15 protein-coding genes are annotated in these 15819 nt (G+C 44.2%); 9 read left to right on the top strand and 6 right to left on the bottom strand.

The window, feature by feature from the left end; translation table 11 throughout:
* The first annotated feature begins 18 nt into the window (after positions 1-18).
* Entirely contained in the window at positions 19-198 is a 180-nt protein-coding gene (locus L976_RS23535) for a hypothetical protein (protein ID WP_081990926.1), read from the top strand.
* 282 nt (positions 199-480) lie between these two features.
* The gene (locus L976_RS16775) at positions 481-921 is read left to right on the top strand and encodes a YcgN family cysteine cluster protein (protein ID WP_037419163.1); all 441 of its coding nucleotides are present in this window, start codon (positions 481-483) and stop codon (positions 919-921) included.
* A gap of 189 nt (positions 922-1110) precedes the next feature.
* Here L976_RS16775 and L976_RS16770 read toward each other — a convergent pair whose 3' ends face one another.
* The gene (locus L976_RS16770; RefSeq protein WP_037419214.1) at positions 1111-1605 is read right to left on the bottom strand and encodes a peptidylprolyl isomerase; all 495 of its coding nucleotides are present in this window, start codon (positions 1603-1605) and stop codon (positions 1111-1113) included.
* A gap of 22 nt (positions 1606-1627) precedes the next feature.
* The gene (locus L976_RS16765; RefSeq protein ID WP_047538570.1) at positions 1628-3043 is read right to left on the bottom strand and encodes a DEAD/DEAH box helicase; all 1416 of its coding nucleotides are present in this window, start codon (positions 3041-3043) and stop codon (positions 1628-1630) included.
* Between the two features lie 353 nt (positions 3044-3396).
* On the opposite strand from L976_RS16765, the gene L976_RS16760 reads away from it, so the two are divergent.
* Positions 3397-5175, top strand: a complete 1779-nt coding sequence (locus tag L976_RS16760; protein ID WP_047538568.1) for a DUF885 domain-containing protein — start codon at positions 3397-3399, stop codon at positions 5173-5175.
* Between the two features lie 166 nt (positions 5176-5341).
* On the opposite strand, the gene L976_RS16755 is transcribed toward L976_RS16760, so the two are convergent.
* A complete protein-coding gene (locus L976_RS16755; protein WP_037419155.1) occupies positions 5342-5662 on the bottom strand; it encodes a hypothetical protein in 321 nt (106 codons plus the stop codon).
* A 218-nt stretch (positions 5663-5880) separates the two neighbouring features.
* Here L976_RS16755 and L976_RS16750 point away from each other — a divergent pair, with 218 nt between their 5' ends.
* Positions 5881-6375 carry a putative 4-hydroxy-4-methyl-2-oxoglutarate aldolase gene (locus tag L976_RS16750; RefSeq protein ID WP_037419152.1) on the top strand — a complete coding sequence of 165 codons (495 nt, stop codon included), beginning with the start codon at positions 5881-5883 and terminating at the stop codon, positions 6373-6375.
* A gap of 38 nt (positions 6376-6413) precedes the next feature.
* Complete coding sequence (locus L976_RS16745) at positions 6414-8237, top strand: AsmA family protein (protein WP_047538565.1); 1824 nt, start codon at positions 6414-6416, stop codon at positions 8235-8237.
* Between the two features lie 219 nt (positions 8238-8456).
* Here the strand turns inward: L976_RS16745 and L976_RS16740 are convergent, their stop codons facing one another.
* Together L976_RS16740 and gloB are read right to left on the bottom strand one after the other, a co-directional pair.
* Positions 8457-10004: a LysM peptidoglycan-binding domain-containing protein gene (locus L976_RS16740; protein ID WP_037419149.1), complete on the bottom strand. Its 1548-nt coding sequence runs from the start codon at positions 10002-10004 to the stop codon at positions 8457-8459.
* 251 nt (positions 10005-10255) lie between these two features.
* The gene (gene gloB, locus L976_RS16735) at positions 10256-11059 is read right to left on the bottom strand and encodes a hydroxyacylglutathione hydrolase (RefSeq protein ID WP_037419147.1); all 804 of its coding nucleotides are present in this window, start codon (positions 11057-11059) and stop codon (positions 10256-10258) included.
* 160 nt (positions 11060-11219) lie between these two features.
* Here gloB and L976_RS16730 point away from each other — a divergent pair, with 160 nt between their 5' ends.
* Together L976_RS16730 and L976_RS16725 are read left to right on the top strand one after the other, a co-directional pair.
* The gene (locus L976_RS16730; RefSeq protein WP_047538563.1) at positions 11220-11954 is read left to right on the top strand and encodes a methyltransferase domain-containing protein; all 735 of its coding nucleotides are present in this window, start codon (positions 11220-11222) and stop codon (positions 11952-11954) included.
* Positions 11955-11977: 23 nt separating this feature from the next.
* Positions 11978-12877: a LysR substrate-binding domain-containing protein gene (locus tag L976_RS16725; RefSeq protein WP_047538561.1), complete on the top strand. Its 900-nt coding sequence runs from the start codon at positions 11978-11980 to the stop codon at positions 12875-12877.
* A 23-nt stretch (positions 12878-12900) separates the two neighbouring features.
* Here L976_RS16725 and rnhA read toward each other — a convergent pair whose 3' ends face one another.
* Positions 12901-13377: a ribonuclease HI gene (gene rnhA / locus L976_RS16720; RefSeq protein WP_047538558.1), complete on the bottom strand. Its 477-nt coding sequence runs from the start codon at positions 13375-13377 to the stop codon at positions 12901-12903.
* 70 nt (positions 13378-13447) lie between these two features.
* On the opposite strand from rnhA, the gene dnaQ reads away from it, so the two are divergent.
* Both dnaQ and L976_RS16710 read left to right on the top strand, forming a co-directional pair.
* Complete coding sequence (dnaQ, locus tag L976_RS16715; protein ID WP_037419134.1) at positions 13448-14176, top strand: DNA polymerase III subunit epsilon; 729 nt, start codon at positions 13448-13450, stop codon at positions 14174-14176.
* Between the two features lie 10 nt (positions 14177-14186).
* A complete protein-coding gene (locus tag L976_RS16710) occupies positions 14187-15656 on the top strand; it encodes a TIGR03503 family protein (protein ID WP_047538555.1) in 1470 nt (489 codons plus the stop codon).
* Positions 15657-15819 lie beyond the last annotated feature (163 nt).

Genomic DNA, 15819 nt, shown 5'->3' with positions numbered 1-15819 from the left:
AAATGACGAGCGGCTCTTATGACAGAAAGTAAGAGCAAGGGCTTGCCAGACGAACCCTTCGGGCAGCATTTGGCTGACGTTTCTGCTGCGTTATCGTCCGTTGATGTAGAACAACTACACAGCACGGACTTTGCCTTGCATAAACGCCAGCCAAATTGCTGCAAAAATAACCCTGAAACGTCAACACGCCCTAGATAAGTGTCGACCATTGGGGTAAGGCATCTCGATAATAGTGATTTGCCCAATCATCAAAATATTCATGCCTTCGTCTCACATGCCTTATGGCACTGTGCCATCAAGGTCTCTCGTCTATAACAATTACCGTGTCTTAATGCGCTGGCAAGCGGTGAATTATTTAGGTGAGTGCGATTATTTAGGCATCTTTGTGGTGCATGTATCGGAGAGAATTAAGCATCCCCACTAAATTGGTGTAAAATGGCCCGCATTGAGCGGATTTTTTATATGAAGATAAGCGTAAACATGGCATTTTGGCAGAATAAAGCGTTAACCGAGTTGACGTCGCAGGAGTGGGAGTCCCTCTGTGATGGTTGTGGTAAGTGTTGTTTAAACAAATTGATTGATGATGAAACTGAAGAGCTGTATTACACCAATGCGGCTTGTCTATTACTCGATCACCAAAGTGCCAGCTGCAAACATTATAGTGACCGTTTTAGCCATGTTCCCCAATGTACTGTGATTACTGCGCAAAATGTCCATGAACTCACCTGGCTACCCGATAGCTGCGCCTATCGCCGTTTGGCATCTGGCAGAGACTTACCAAGCTGGCATCCATTACTTACGGGGTCGAAGGAAGCCATGCACCTTGCAGGCATGTCGATTCAAGGCAAAGTGGTAGATGAGCGCAGGATTAAGGATATTGAAGACCATATCGTGCTGTGGCCGCTTAAAGATCTGGATTAATACCATTCAAGCAGCTTTTGTCTGTAATATCAGATAGTAATGAACAAAAAGGAGCAACTAACCATTTCGGTTGATTGCTCCTTTTTTCTATCTCGAGTTTAAAACCAAAGCGTTATTTATCAAGGAATGGTGGCGTTATTGCTGGACCATTGCTCAGTCACGCAAAACAATTTTACCGATTAGATAAAGTCATTCAATAATCGTCACTTTTTCGATAATGATGGGTTCACGGGGCACGTCTTCATGGCCCGCTACTCGGGTGGTTTTTACGCCTTCAATTTGCAGCACAACCTCGAGTCCCGCTGTGACTTTACCAAATACCGCATAACCCCAGCCGTTATTGGTGGGTGCCGTATGGTCTAGAAACTCATTATTGGCAGTATTGATAAAAAACTGCGCGGTTGCCGAGTGTGGCGCATCGGTACGGGCCATGGCGATAGTACCAAATACATTCGATAGGCCTTTGTTGGCTTCGTTGACAATTGGTTCGTGGGTGGGCTTTTCTTTCATTTTGGCGGTAAAGCCACCGCCTTGGATCATAAAGCCTTTGATTACACGATGGAAAATCGTGTGATCATAAAAACCTTCTTTACAGTAACGAATAAAGTTTTTGGCGGTAACGGGGGCGCGCTCTACATCAAGTTCGAGGGTTATATCGCCAAAATTTGTCGTGAAAATAATCATATGCTGCGCTTCTGTTAGTGAGTTATTTGGTGTGAGATCCACTAAGCCAAGGATTAAATGATGGAGATGTTTCACCTTGTGTTTGTTGTTTCTCGGTGCTTTCGCTCACATCGGGCTGTGTTAACCTTGTCGCTTGCTTAGGTTGCGGCTTGGATTTAGCACTACGGTGCTTTTTCGCCTGAGTCGCCTCAAAGGTGCCGGGTTTTCCACTGGAATAGGGCAAGGCTTGAGCTTTTTTGTTGGGTTTATGCGCAGATGCGGAAGCCGATTTAGGCACAAAATCGAGTATTGAAATAGGCACCGCTTTTTTAGGCTCAAACCCCTCGATATGCTTGCGCTCGATAATATGGCCTAAGCGACGCTCAATGGCGCACAGGTTCCTAAAATCATCTTTAGAGACAAAGGAAATCGCTTCACCTTGATTACCCGCGCGGCCGGTGCGGCCAATGCGATGGATATAATCATCGGCTTCATCGGGTAAATCGTAGTTAATCACTCGCTCGAGCGCATCGATATCGATACCGCGTGACGCAACACCGGTCGCGACTAAAAAGGAGACTTTACCCGCTTTAAAATCGATAAGCAGTTGCTCGCGCACCGCTTGGCTGCGCCCACTGTGAAAAGCCTCCGCGGTAATGCCACGCTTTTCTAACTGGCTAACCAATTTGGCAGCGCCGTGTTTGGTTTGGATAAAAATTAATGCCTGTGCCCAGTTATTCTCTTTAATTAAATGGCTCAATAGTGCGGATTTTCGATCTTTATCAACGGTCGTTAACCACTGCTCAATTTGCGTTGAAGCGGCATTTTTACGACTGATTTCAATCTCAATGGCATCCGGAATCGCGGTTTTAGCCAGTGCTTTGACCTGTTTTGATAAGGTTGCCGAAAATAGCAGGTTTTGCCGCTGCTCAGGCAGCTTTTCAATAATGCTATTAATATCTTCGATAAAGCCCATATCGAGCATACGATCGGCTTCATCCAGCACTAATACTGAGACTTCATCAAAGCGAATGGCTCTTTGAGTATACATATCCAGCAAACGCCCAGGCGTTGCAACGAGCAGATCAACCCCTTCAATCAGACGTTTTTTTTGCGGCGCAGCATCAACACCGCCGTACATGGCCATGGCCGTCAGCGGCAGGTACTTGGCATATTGATTGATGTTTTGTTCAACCTGCAGCGCCAGTTCCCGTGTGGGGGTAAGAATGATGGTACGTACCCGTTTAGGCCGAATTTTGGGAGCGTCAGCAAATCGATGCAGCAACGGCAATACAAAACTCGCCGTTTTACCTGTACCGGTTTGGGCTGCGGCTAGCACATTTTTCCCCGCAAGAATGCTGGGAATGGCCTGAGCTTGTATTGGCGTAGGGCTTTGGTAACCCAGTTCAGTCACGGCTTTGGTAAGCGCGCTGTGTAATCCAAGTTGGGTAAATGGCATTGAGGATCTCAACTAAATGATTTATTGGCAAACTGTTAGCGTGGCGCAAACAGCGAAGCAGGTCGCTATTATAGCAGTAGCATTATTGAAATAGGGGATTATCTCAACTTTGCGGTTAGTTCGAGGGGTTAATAAATGGGCTTACAAATTTGTAACTGGGCATGTATTAGATATTAACATTGCTGCAATTAGGCGGCTGATATGATTAACTAAAGTAATGTTAAATACGCCTGACGAGCGCGCTTTCAGGCGTTTATCGCCAAATTAAATACGCCTAGCATTCGTTTTACCAGCTTGCTTAGGGTAAGCATTACAACAACGCGTTGGTATAAATATAAAAAGGACAAAAAAGAATGAGAAAAACCACCCTATCCCTTGCGATATTGTTATCGTTCACCGGCCTTGTAGGCTGCCAATCCCAATTAGACCAAACCTCGCCAAGTAAAGTGGTTAGTGGTGAAGTTAGCACGGTTTCTTTTGCGCAGTTTAGTAATGCTTTTATCGATGATTTGTGGCAATTATCACCAACATGGGCGCTATATAGCGGCAAGCATGTTAATGATGGCTATTTAGAAATCCCCAATGAAGCTAGCCGTGTTAAGACACTTGCCTTTGTAAAAAACCAGCAGGCAAAGCTGAAACAGTTTGAACTTAAGTCTCTGAGCTCTAACGAAACCATCGATTATCATTTGATTGATAACCTGTTAAATAGCATGGCGTGGGATATCACTGACTTTAAATCTTGGCAATGGGATCCCTCTAGCTATAACGTGGCGGGCGGTTTTGCGCAAATCATCAATGAAAACTTTGCGCCGCTGGATGACAGATTACGCTCGGTATTGGCCAGGATGGAAAATATCCCAGCTTATTACGCCGCAGCAAGAAGTAATATATCGAAACCAACCCTAGAGCATACGGAACTTGCTGTAATGCAAAACCAAGGTGCGTTTTCGGTATTCTCCGATGATTTATTAAAACAAGTGGCGGATTCCGGTCTGTCGGATGCGGAAAAATCGCTGTTTAAATCCCGCTTCGATACGGCAACGAAAGCAATTAATGAACATATTCGTTGGTTAAATGCACAGGTTGACCAACTGAAAAAAGAAGGCGCCCGTAGCTTTAGGATCGGTGAAGAATTATACGAGCAAAAATTTGCCTTTGATATCCAAGCGGGCATGACGGCTAAACAGCTCTATCAAAAAGCCATGGCAGATAAAGATAGGGTCCAAGGTGAAATGGCCAAGATCACCGATAAACTTTGGCCTAAATATTTTACAACGCCAAAACCAAGTGATAATAAAATAGCCATCCGCCAATTAATTGATAAATTGTCGACTGAGCACGTAAAACGTGACGACTTTGTTAGCGAAGTCCGTAAACAAATTCCTGAGTTGATTGAGTTTGTAAATCAAAAAAAATTAGTGACTTTAGACCCTAAAAAACCATTAGTGGTTCGTGAAACTCCGGAGTATATGCGTGGTTATGCTGGAGCGTCGATTAGTGCCCCTGGCCCCTATGATAAATTAGGTAATACCTATTATAACGTCACGCCACTCGATGGTATGAATGATGAATCCGCTGAAAGCTATTTACGCGAATATAACCATTGGATATTACAGATTTTAAATATCCATGAGGCGATTCCAGGGCATTACACTCAATTAGTGTATTCCAATGAGTCACCAAGCTTAGTGAAAAGCTTATTTGGTAATGGCGCAATGGTCGAAGGTTGGGCCGTTTATACCGAACGCATGATGCTTGAAGAAGGTTATGGCAATTTCGAGCCTGAAATGTGGTTGATGTATTACAAGTGGAATCTACGTGTTATCTGTAACACTATCTTGGATTACAGCATTCATGTTAAAGGCATGACTGAAGATCAAGCCATCAGCCTGATGATGGATGAAGCCTTCCAGCAGCGAGCTGAGGCGGAAGGTAAGTGGCGCCGTGCTACCCTAAGCCAAGTACAGCTGACCAGTTACTACTCGGGTTACCGTGAAATTTACGATTTCCGCGAAGAATATAAGCAGCTCAAAGGTAAGGATTTTGATCTCAAAGCATTCCATGAGAAGTTTTTAAGCTATGGCAGTGCGCCAGTGAAATATATTCGTCAGTTAATGCTAGAAAAATAAGCCAATAATTGAAAGGGTGCCATCAATGGCGCCTTTTCACTGGCTGTTTTGATATAAATTGCGTGGATGAATACGTCTGAATTGATACAACGATTAATTTAGGCCATACAGCAGATTCTGTATGGCCTTGTTATAATTGTTTCTTTCTGGAAGGCTGTTTTCGGTATTATTTTTTGTTGGGTAACTCAGCCATAATAGCTAATACATCTTCGTATGAAATGTTAAACTCTCGAGAAAGGTTAATAATTTTAGTCTTATAGGTTTGAATATTTTCTTGCTGTGCAAGTTGGTGTTTCTTTTCTTCAACTAGTTCGTTAACAGTTTCTTGCAATATTAATAAGCGACGCAAACTGTAATCAAGGGATTTGATGTATTTCCCCATTTGTTGTTTATTACGGGCTTGCTCAAGATCCGTTGAGACTTTTTTCTCATATCCATATTCATCGAGTGCAGCGATAGCGCTTTGCAAATCTAGATCAGTTGTCATTTGGTGTTCACTTTATTACGAGACGTTGAGAAGCGAAAGAATGAATGCCTTAACCCAAGAGGGTATCACAAGCGTTTTACTATCGCAGATTATAATGTTTATGCCAATGCTGACCAAGTATTAAAGTGCTAAAACCAATAAAAAGCTGGTTTTCTCATAGTACTTGTCGGCGTCTACAATAATGAGTAGTCTAAACTTTTCGCCAAGTGGAGATTGAAATGCTTGATCTATTACCCGATTTGTTTGATCACTATCCATCCAAACTCACTTTGTTGCCGCTAGCGTTTCGTGCTTATGGTGGTAAGAAGTTGTTTTGGGGTGAAGTTGTGACGGTCAAATGTTTTGAAGATAACTCCAAAGTGAAAGAAGTTTTAGCACAGCCAGGTCAAGGGAAAGTGCTTGTTGTTGATGGTGGAGGCTCATCCCGTCGTGCACTGCTGGGGGATTTAATCGCCCAAAGCGCCATGGATAATGGTTGGCAAGGCGTGATTATCAATGGTTATGTTCGGGATGTTGCTAGACTGAATACTTTTAATTTAGGGGTTTATGCCTTAGGCGCGATGCCCATCAAGACTGATAAGAAAGATCAAGGGCAAGTCAATGTGCCTATCGAGTTTGGCAGTGTTACAGTCAAACCCGGTATGATGGTTTATGTTGATGAGAATGGCATTGCCATCAGTGAGGAGTGTTTAAATTTCGCATTTTTAAGTTAAGTTTTTAAATTCAAGATGTTATTGATAAGGATGTTTTCATGAAATTCATTAAGTGGTTTTTAGCCATTCTGGCGACCTTAATTGTCGCTGTCGCCTTATATCTTACTGTTTTCTTTGACCCTAATGATTTTAAACCTGAAATTGTCAACGCTGTTAAAAAACAAACTGGGCGCGAGTTAGTAATAACCGATGACTTGTCATGGACGTTTTTTCCGACCATAGGGATTAATTTAGGCGGTGTTTCCCTATCTAACCCTGAGGGATTTACCCCAAAATCGATGCTTGAAGTTAATAAAGCCGTAGCTGAGGTTGAGCTTATACCACTGTTTAGCAAGCAAATTGAAATCGCTCAGCTCACTCTTGATGGCGCAAAAATCAATTTGGTCACCCGTAAAAATGGTAGCTCAAGCCTAGATGGCTTAACGGGCAAGAGCACAGAAAAGCCTGTTACCCCACCAGCCGAATCCAGCGCCAAAGCACAATTAACGAGCATTGATGTCGGTGGCGTTTCTATCACTAATACCGAAATCAACTTGATTGATGAAGCTAAGGGACAAACTCAAACCTTAACCTTAAAGCAATTTACACTGGGGGCATTTTCCCTCGACAAATTTGCACCAATTGCTTACGAATTTGCCGCGATCTTGCCGGATATGACGATTAACAGTCAGGGTGAAGGGCAAATCAAGTTAAGTCATGATTTTAATCAACTCCTAGTTGAGAAACTCAATATTGAGACTCAAGTTGAAGGCGAGGGGATCCCTAATAAAAAATTGACCGCTGAGGTTAGTCTAAACAGCCAAATCGCATTAGATAAAAAGCAGTTATCGTTGGACATCAGTAAATTAACGGCAATGGATATCAATGCAGCGGGTAAGTTGACCGTCAATTACGCGAGCAAAGTGCCGAAAATTAGCGCGGATTTCCAATTTGGGGATATTGACCTCGATGCTTTGCTACCAAAATCTGACACTTCAGAAGAACAAACCGCAGCTGCGTCTTCACAGACTCAGGCTGTTGAACCCGATTTAACGGCGCTTAATGGTTTGGATGCGAAGCTAATATTGGCGGTTAAATCGATCAAAGTCGCGAATTTGTCTACGCAAAATTGGTTAATGGATTTAGGCATTAAAAATGGTGAGGTTGATCTTAAGCAGCTAAGTGCAGATCTCTACCAAGGTAAGTTAATGCTGAATGCTCAGGTTGATGCGCGATCAAAAGTGGCAAGTTACCAATTTGATAAGCAAATATCAGGTGTTCAAATTCAACCATTACTTAAGGATGCGGCCAAGCTAGATATTCTGGCGGGAACGGCAAATTTTAATGTAAAAGGCAAAGGTAAGAGTTTGATTCCTGAACAATTAAAGAAAAACCTCCTCGCAAATGGTCGTTTTGATATCACCGATGGTGCCCTTTACGGTGTCAATATCCCGCAGATGATCCGTAGTGCTCAGGCTAAATTAAAGGGGGATTTGTCTGCGGACACGAAAGAGGAGCGTAAAACCGACTTCTCGAGCCTAACCGGTAACTTCTCCCTTGAACATGGTGTAGCGACAAACCCTGATCTCGCTATGTCTTCACCTTTGCTTAGGCTTGCGGGTAAGGGCAGCGCGGATCTCTTGACGCAAACTCTGGATTATCGGTTAACGACCAGTTTAGTCAATTCCCTTAAAGGTCAAGGTGGCAGTGAGAAAGATGCGCTAGCAGGAATTGATATCCCTCTCGCGATTACCGGTACTTTCCAAAAGCCGGAATATGCCTTAGATACTCAAGCGTTATTAAATAATCAGTTGAAGGAAGAGACTGATAAAGCGAAAGAAAAATTAAAGGATTCGCTACTTAAAAAGTTGGGCGGCTTGTAGGTATGCAAGATTTGCGTGCTCTGTCATCTCCTACGTCAACAGTCGATGTGTGAGCGTAACTGGCAACGTTCTGCTCGAAAGATAACGGCGTATTGAGCCAATAAAAAAGCAGTAAGCCAGAGGTTACTGCTTTTTTATGTTGATCTTTATTTTAGATGCAAGACGATTTTATTAACAAATTAAACATAAGGTATTTAGAGTGATTCACACTTAAATGCTTTATGTATTTAAATTGCTTTCATCTACAACCAGTTTCAACACTTGACCGGGTTGAATATATTGTGATGCGGTTAAGCCGTTCCATTCGCGAAGTTCAGGAACAGTCACTTTAAACTTGTTTGCAATTCGGGCGAGTGAATCACCAGCCTTAACTTTGTAGCTGACGGTTCGGATCTGCTCGTTATCGTGTTTTTCTTGTGGTGCAACAATCGTCAATTGCTGACCACTTTGTAATTTGCTGTCTTTGCTTAAATGGTTCCAAGTCATTAACTGTTTGACGCTAACATTATGTGCTTGGGCAATTTGCCACAAACTATCACCGGATTTTACTTTATAGGTCAACTTGTTACCCGAGGCGGCAACAGCGGCTTTTTTAGGTAATTTCTGACTAGTTGATAGGGCATACAGTTGTTTATCATCAGCAGAGACTGGGATAATTAGCGGTCTTCCAGCAATGATATTGTTGTTTTTCATACCATTAGCAGCACGGATCGCATTGATGCTTGTATGATGTTTTTCTGCAATAGACCCTAAACTATCTCCAGGCTTAATCGTATATCTAAGCCAGCTTACACGGGCCTCACTTTCTGTTTCTGCAAGTGCTTTTTTGAACTCTTCAGATTTATCAATGGGTAATACTAAAGTGTGTGGGCCCATTGGTGAGGTTGCCCAGCGATTGTAACCTGGATTGAGCTTTAACAGCTCATTGGTGGTCATATTGGCGAGACCTGCTGCCATGGCTAAGTCAATTTGACTGTCTATATCAACCACTTCGATTGAGGGGCTGTTATCAATGGGTGCCAGAGTAATGCCATATTCATCGGCATGTTTAATCACTTCGGCGAGCGCCAATAACTGTGGCACATAACGTTTGGTTTCTTTAGGGAGATCGAGCGACCAAAAATCGGTTTTAAGACCTTTATCTTCGTTGCGTTTAATCGCATTGAGTACGCGTGACTCTCCTGAGTTGTAGGCCGCAATTGCATAAAGCCAATTATTATTGGTTTTATCGTACAAATATTCGAGCATATCTAGGGCTGCTGTCGTGGATGCAGGCACATCGCGACGGCCGTCATACCACCAGTTCATCTCTAACCCAAAGTGGCTCGCCATCGGGGTGGTAAATTGCCAAAGTCCAGAGGCGGCACTGGCCGAAGAAGCACTGGGATCGAAAGCGCTTTCTATAATCGGTAGCAGGGCTATCTCGATTGGTAGATGGCGTTTTTCAAGCTCTTCGACGATCAAATACATGTAAGGCGCTGCACGCTCAGAAATCAATTCAAGGTGTTTAGGGTTGTTAATGTACCAATCGCGATAATAGTTAACGAGTTTCTTGTCTGGAATGGGTAACTGCATTCCTTGACGAATTCGTTCCCATACATCAGTAATTTGCGCCGATTCAGGTTCGGTTGCGAGATAATACTGTGGGACGGTATTTTCGGTCGTGACGGTTTCAGCTTCAGGTTTGGGCACCTGAGGGTTGTCTAACGTCTGACAACCTGTGAGTAGGGCAAATCCCCCTACTACAACATAAAGTGATACTCTCATGGAAAACGATAGTCCTCTGTTAGTGCATTGCCACTGCACTTTTCGTACAACGTAAATTATCTAACGAATTGATTATGTGAAAAAAAGTGGCAACACAGAGCGCAAAGTATTCACGCAAAAACGAGCCATTCTATGGGATCTTTTCGAGCTTGTCCCTAAATTATCGTACATCTTGTAGGGTCACTTTTGATTTACGTCATCAAAAGTGGAAAAATCTGTATAAATTTCAGCCATAAATGGATCGTTTTTTACTAAAAAATATCTTTCCACTGCCGAAGTAGGGCAAAACAGCTTAGTTCATCAGCTTTAGTCAGATCTTGGTCACAAAACTTACTTTTTATGCTGTTGACTATGGTAGGCGCTAACGGACGAAGGAAGGGATTGATTGCCCGCTCTAACCCTATGGTGGAGGGGATGGTGGCTTTGTTTTGGGCACGCATTGTGGTGGCTTGCTCTACATACTTGTTGAGTGCAGCGTTATCTGCATCTACCTCTTGGGCGAATTTAAGATTCGCAAGAGTATATTCATGGGCGCAGTACACTCGAGTCTCATCGGGTAACGCCGCGAGCAAACTTAAGGATTGCCACATTTGTGCAGGGGTGCCCTCAAATAAACGACCGCAGCCTGCACTAAAGAGTGTATCACCACAAAATAGTGCACCATCAAGTAGATACGCTATATGACCAGCAGTATGCCCAGGTACAGACAAGATGTGTATGGGCGCATCGATAAAGGGCAAAGTAAGTGTATTGATCTGTGTAGGGTCGATTGGCTGATTGATGCCTTGAATAGCTTCACGTTCCGGACCGTAGACAGCCAGGATCTGGTCTGTTGTCTGCTTAACATGGGCGGCGAGGGCGGTTATTCCACCTGTATGATCATGATGATGATGAGTGATCAAAATACCCGCTAACGTAAGTTGATGTTTACGTAAGTAGTCGAGCACAACATGTGGATCGCCAGGATCAACCACATACACCGTTTGCAAGGAGTCTTGTCGCAACACCCAGATATAATTGTCATTAAAGGCATTAATCGCTGTTATAGTGAGCATAGCACCGCCGATAGCTGTATTTTGATTTCAAGATGAGGTTATTATCCACAGGTGGATATCAGTTGGCGACTATTGTGATTTTTAAATCACCTAATGATGGATGTTCAATGAAGGTCTTAACTCGGTAAAAGTAATAAGATAACGGAAAGGGAGGTGAGTTGTGTCGTATAACAGTTCTGTGCGTAAACCTGAGCAATGGGAAGATTTACCCAATGGCGACGCACTCCAGCAAGCTGTTACCGATAAGCTCACTGATTGGTGGCCAAGGGTGTTTGGTTATCATTTGTTGAAGTTGGGCCCCTTAAGTGCACAGATCTCCAGTATGGCATCCCCTGTTGCTCATCATTTTTCACTATGCTCAGCACCAACAGCCTCGTTAATGGGGGATTTTTGTCATTTGCCGATACAAAATGGGGTGATTGATGCTGTGGTGATGAGCCTGCTACTAGAGTTTGAGGCTGATCCTTACCGTATTTTACGGGAAACCGATAGAGTGCTGATCGCCGGTGGTTATTTATTTATTGTGGGCTTTAACCCCTTAAGCTCAGTGTTTCTTGGCAAGCTGTGGCCGAAATATCAAGATGATCTACCTTGGTGCGGACGCTTTTTTATGCCATCTAGGGTGCGAGATTGGTTAGGGCTACTTGGTTATCAAGTGGTGAGTGATGAGCGTTTGGTTTACCATCCCCTGATCGGCGAATTGAATCGTGGTCGTTTTTTACAGCAAACCTTAGCTTCATGGCTTCCCAGTGCGGGGAGTTTGTATTTGATTGTGGCCCGTAAATTAGAGTCACCATTAACACCAATCCGTGACAAACGTAAAGTTCGACAACCCAATTGGGCCACTGCGCCAAGTGCTGGACGCACTGGGCATTTATCCGAACATATAAAATAACATCATCGATTAATGAGTCCGATATGCGAATTACCCTAAGGCAACTTGCAGTTTTTGAAGCCGTCGCACGCAGTGGTCAGGTGGCAAAAGCGGCTGAACAAGTTAATCTATCGCCGCCTGCGACCTCTATGGCCTTAGCCGAATTGGAAAAACAGCTCAATGCCCGCTTATTTGAAAGAATTGGCAATCGTCTGCAACTGAATTCGCAGGGTAACCTCTTGTTGCCGTTGGCCACCGATCTTTTACATCGTGTTGAACAAATTGAGCAGGCATTTACTCGTCAAGATGGTGATTTGGTTGGACACTTAAGTGTGAGTGCAAGCTCAACGATTGGTAATTATTTACTGGCGAAAGCGGCAGTCGCATTTTGCCAGCAACATATCCAAACCCATGTAGACGTGGCGATCACCAATACCCAAGAAGTGATTCAATCCGTTGCACAATTTCGTGCCGAAATGGGGTTTATTGAAGGGCATTGTACTGATAACCGTCTTCATATCGAGCCGTGGCACAAGGATCGATTATTGGTGTTTTGCCATCCCGCTCATCCATTGGCAGGGCAAACGGTTAAGCCTTTGGCCGTAAAAGGCCAATCTTGGGTGCTGCGTGAAGAAGGATCGGGAACTCGGGAATATTTTGTTAATGCGGCCAATGAACTGGGTATGCAACCAGAGGCTAAGTTCTGCTTTACCACGCCAGATGCCATCAAGTTGGCGGTAAAACAAGGTGCTGGTTTGGGGGTTTTGTCAGAACTTGCGTTGGATAAAGACATTAGTCGAAAAGAATTGGCTCTAGTCACCATTGAAGGATTAGTGCTAGAGCGGCAGTTTTACCGCATCACTCATAAGAGTCGCCAAGCAACGTCGTTAGGGCTGGCCTTTGTGCAGTTTTGCAGTAATTTTTTCTATTTATCACGAGAATAATGGTGTTCTAGCAGCGATAAGTGTTAGGACTCCGCCTGATAACCAGCATCAATTTGCGTAGGATTTGCCTCTGCGGCGGCGCGAGCGAGTTGATCACAGCGTTCATTTTCCGCGTGTCCTGCATGGCCTTTTACCCAGCGCCAATCAATTTGGTGGAGTTGAGCGGCGTTATCTAAACGTTTCCAAAGATCGACATTTTTCACCGGCGTTCGATTAGAAGTCATCCAGCCTTTTTTCTTCCAGCCGTGGATCCAAGTGGTGATCCCTTGGCGCATATATTGGCTATCGCTGGTGAGAATGATTTTACAGGGTTCTTTTAGGGCCTCAAGCGCAACGATTGGGGCTAATAATTCCATGCGATTATTGGTTGTCAGGACAAAACCATCGGATATCTCCTTTGTATGGCCCTTATAATTCATTACAATGCCATAGCCACCGGGGCCCGGATTGCCTAAGCAAGAACCATCGGTGAAGATGTGGATTAGTTTTAGTTCAGTCATCAAGTGGTTACCAGCGGTGTAAATATCGGCCGAGTATAACCAAAAAAAGTCATAAGAAGCGCATAAAAGTATGAATATTATCTCAAACGCAAGCCGTCAGGTTATTTTGGATACTGAAACCACTGGTATGAACCAGGGGAGTGGTGCGGTGTATTTAGGACACCGAATTATTGAGATAGGTTGTGTTGAGGTCATCAACCGCCGTTTAACGGGGCGTTATTACCATCAATATATCAATCCTGGCCAAGCGATTGATCCAGAAGCGATTGCTGTTCACGGGATCACCGATGAGCGTGTTGCAAATGAGCCAAGATTTCATCAAATAGCGCAAGAGTTTATCGATTTTATCAGTGGCGCAGAAATTGTAGCCCATAACGCAAACTTCGACGTGAGCTTTATGGACCATGAGTTTTCCTTACTACAACCGTTAGGACCAAAGACTCGCGACATTTGTGATATTTTAGACTCCCTCGATATCGCTAAGTTTTTGCATCCTGGGCAAAAAAACAACTTAGACGCTCTCTGCAAACGATATGGCATCGACAATTCCCGCCGCCATTACCACGGCGCATTACTCGACGCCGAAATTCTTGCCGATGTGTATTTGTCGATGACGGGAGGTCAGACTAAGTTCAATCTCTCTAACGAAGAAGTTGGTCAAGAGGCGGGAGGCATTCAACGCTTTGATCCCGCATCACTTAATCTTAAAGTGATCAGCGCATCGGCCGATGAACTCGTTATACATGAACAACGCCTTGATTTAGTCGCAAAATCAGGAAAGTGCCTCTGGAGAGGATAATTTTTAGCCTATGACGATGTCGCTGCGAAAATCTCTAGTCAATACCACGTTAATACTCGGCTACCTTAGCTTGAGCACGTCATTGTTTGCGGCTGAAACGGAACCAGTGACCGCTAAGCCGACAAAGCCGACTACCGATATGGCAGCTAAGGTTCAAAATACTGCTGAGCCAAGTGCTGAGGTTAAGGTAAACAGTGCTGAGAGTAAGGTAAACACGTCGTCCAAGCCCTCGAATATGAAAGTCGTGCCCGTAGATACGGCTTCTGAGCTTAAAAATCGTTTTCGGGTGGATCATATGGTCAGCAGTATGACACTCATGATCCAGCGAGAATATGGTTCGGCCCCTGTGGTGATTGTCTTGCCTGATGGCAGTAAGTGGTACGCCAATCGTCATCCAGAAACGGTCAAATGGGTTGATGGTATGACCGGGGATATTATTTATATCGAATCACCTCAGCCAGGCCCTTGGCAATTGGTGGGTAAAGTGGTTGCGGGCTCGAAAATTAAACGGGTTTCAAAGCTTGAGATTGAAGTTCAACGATTACCTCAGCCATTATTTCAAGGCGAACAAACCAAAGTGATTGCCCAATTAATGGGAGATGCAGAGCGCGTCCGCATGCCTGGGATGGACTATTTAGTCGAGTGGACCGCTCACTTTGTCAGTAAGCATCGGACGGGCGATGAAAACTTTGCCGCAGGTGACATTATCGTTGGTTCCTACAAAGATAATGGTGAAAAGTTCGATGAAAGACCTGATGACGGCATATTTACAGGCGATATCAATCTTAAGCAGCCATGGGGTGAGTACGACTTTGTCGTTCAAGCGCGTAACAACGTATTTGAAAGGCAAGTCTCATTTCCTTTTAGCTTATCTCCACGACCCGTAAATGCAGAGGTGATAACTCCTGAAGATCCTTTGACGGGTCAATGGAAAATCATGCTACATGCCGATAGTCGCGTATTACAGCTAGCTGAGACCCATTTTTCATTTGAGCTTGTTGGACCTGCTGGTTTGCAACTTCCCCTCGTAGTTCATGGGCTTAAGGAGAGCGGCACTGAATTGCCGATACCGCCTGTGACCGAGTTTGGCAGTTACCGAATAAAAGGCTCTGCTGCGACAACGACAGTCACTGGCCGTGAAATAGTACTCGATTTACCTGAACTGTTCTTCAACCTAGTGCAACCGCCCGAGCCACCACCTAGCGAAGAAGAGCTCGCAGCTGTGGCCGCGCAAAAGGCTGCAGAGGAAGAGGCACTCGCTAAGCAGGAAGCGATTTTCTGGATTATCACCGTCAATGTGGTGTTAGTGCTACTGGGGGTGGTTGGGCTGATTATTTGGCGTAAGCGTCAAAGTTTGGCACAAGCATTAGCCGCGGCCGAACAGCGGATTTTAGATGAAGCGGAACAAAATAAAGCTGATGTCCCATCTCTTGATGAAATAGATTTAACTATGCCAGATGAACCTGATAATCGTAGATAAAAGTGAAGGAAAGGGTGAGATTTACATCGGGATTTGCAGATATTTTGTTCACTTATCATGGGGTTTTGTTAAGTTTGGCGAAATTTTAACTAATCGATGCAATTGAGTGAAAAAAACGGTTGACGCTTCGAACGCTCAACCGTATTATTCAACGCAACTTGAG

The organism is Shewanella sp. ZOR0012, assembly GCF_000798835.1.
GTDB lineage: Bacteria > Pseudomonadota > Gammaproteobacteria > Enterobacterales > Shewanellaceae > Shewanella > Shewanella xiamenensis.
This window is presented reverse-complemented; position numbering and strand designations above follow the sequence as displayed.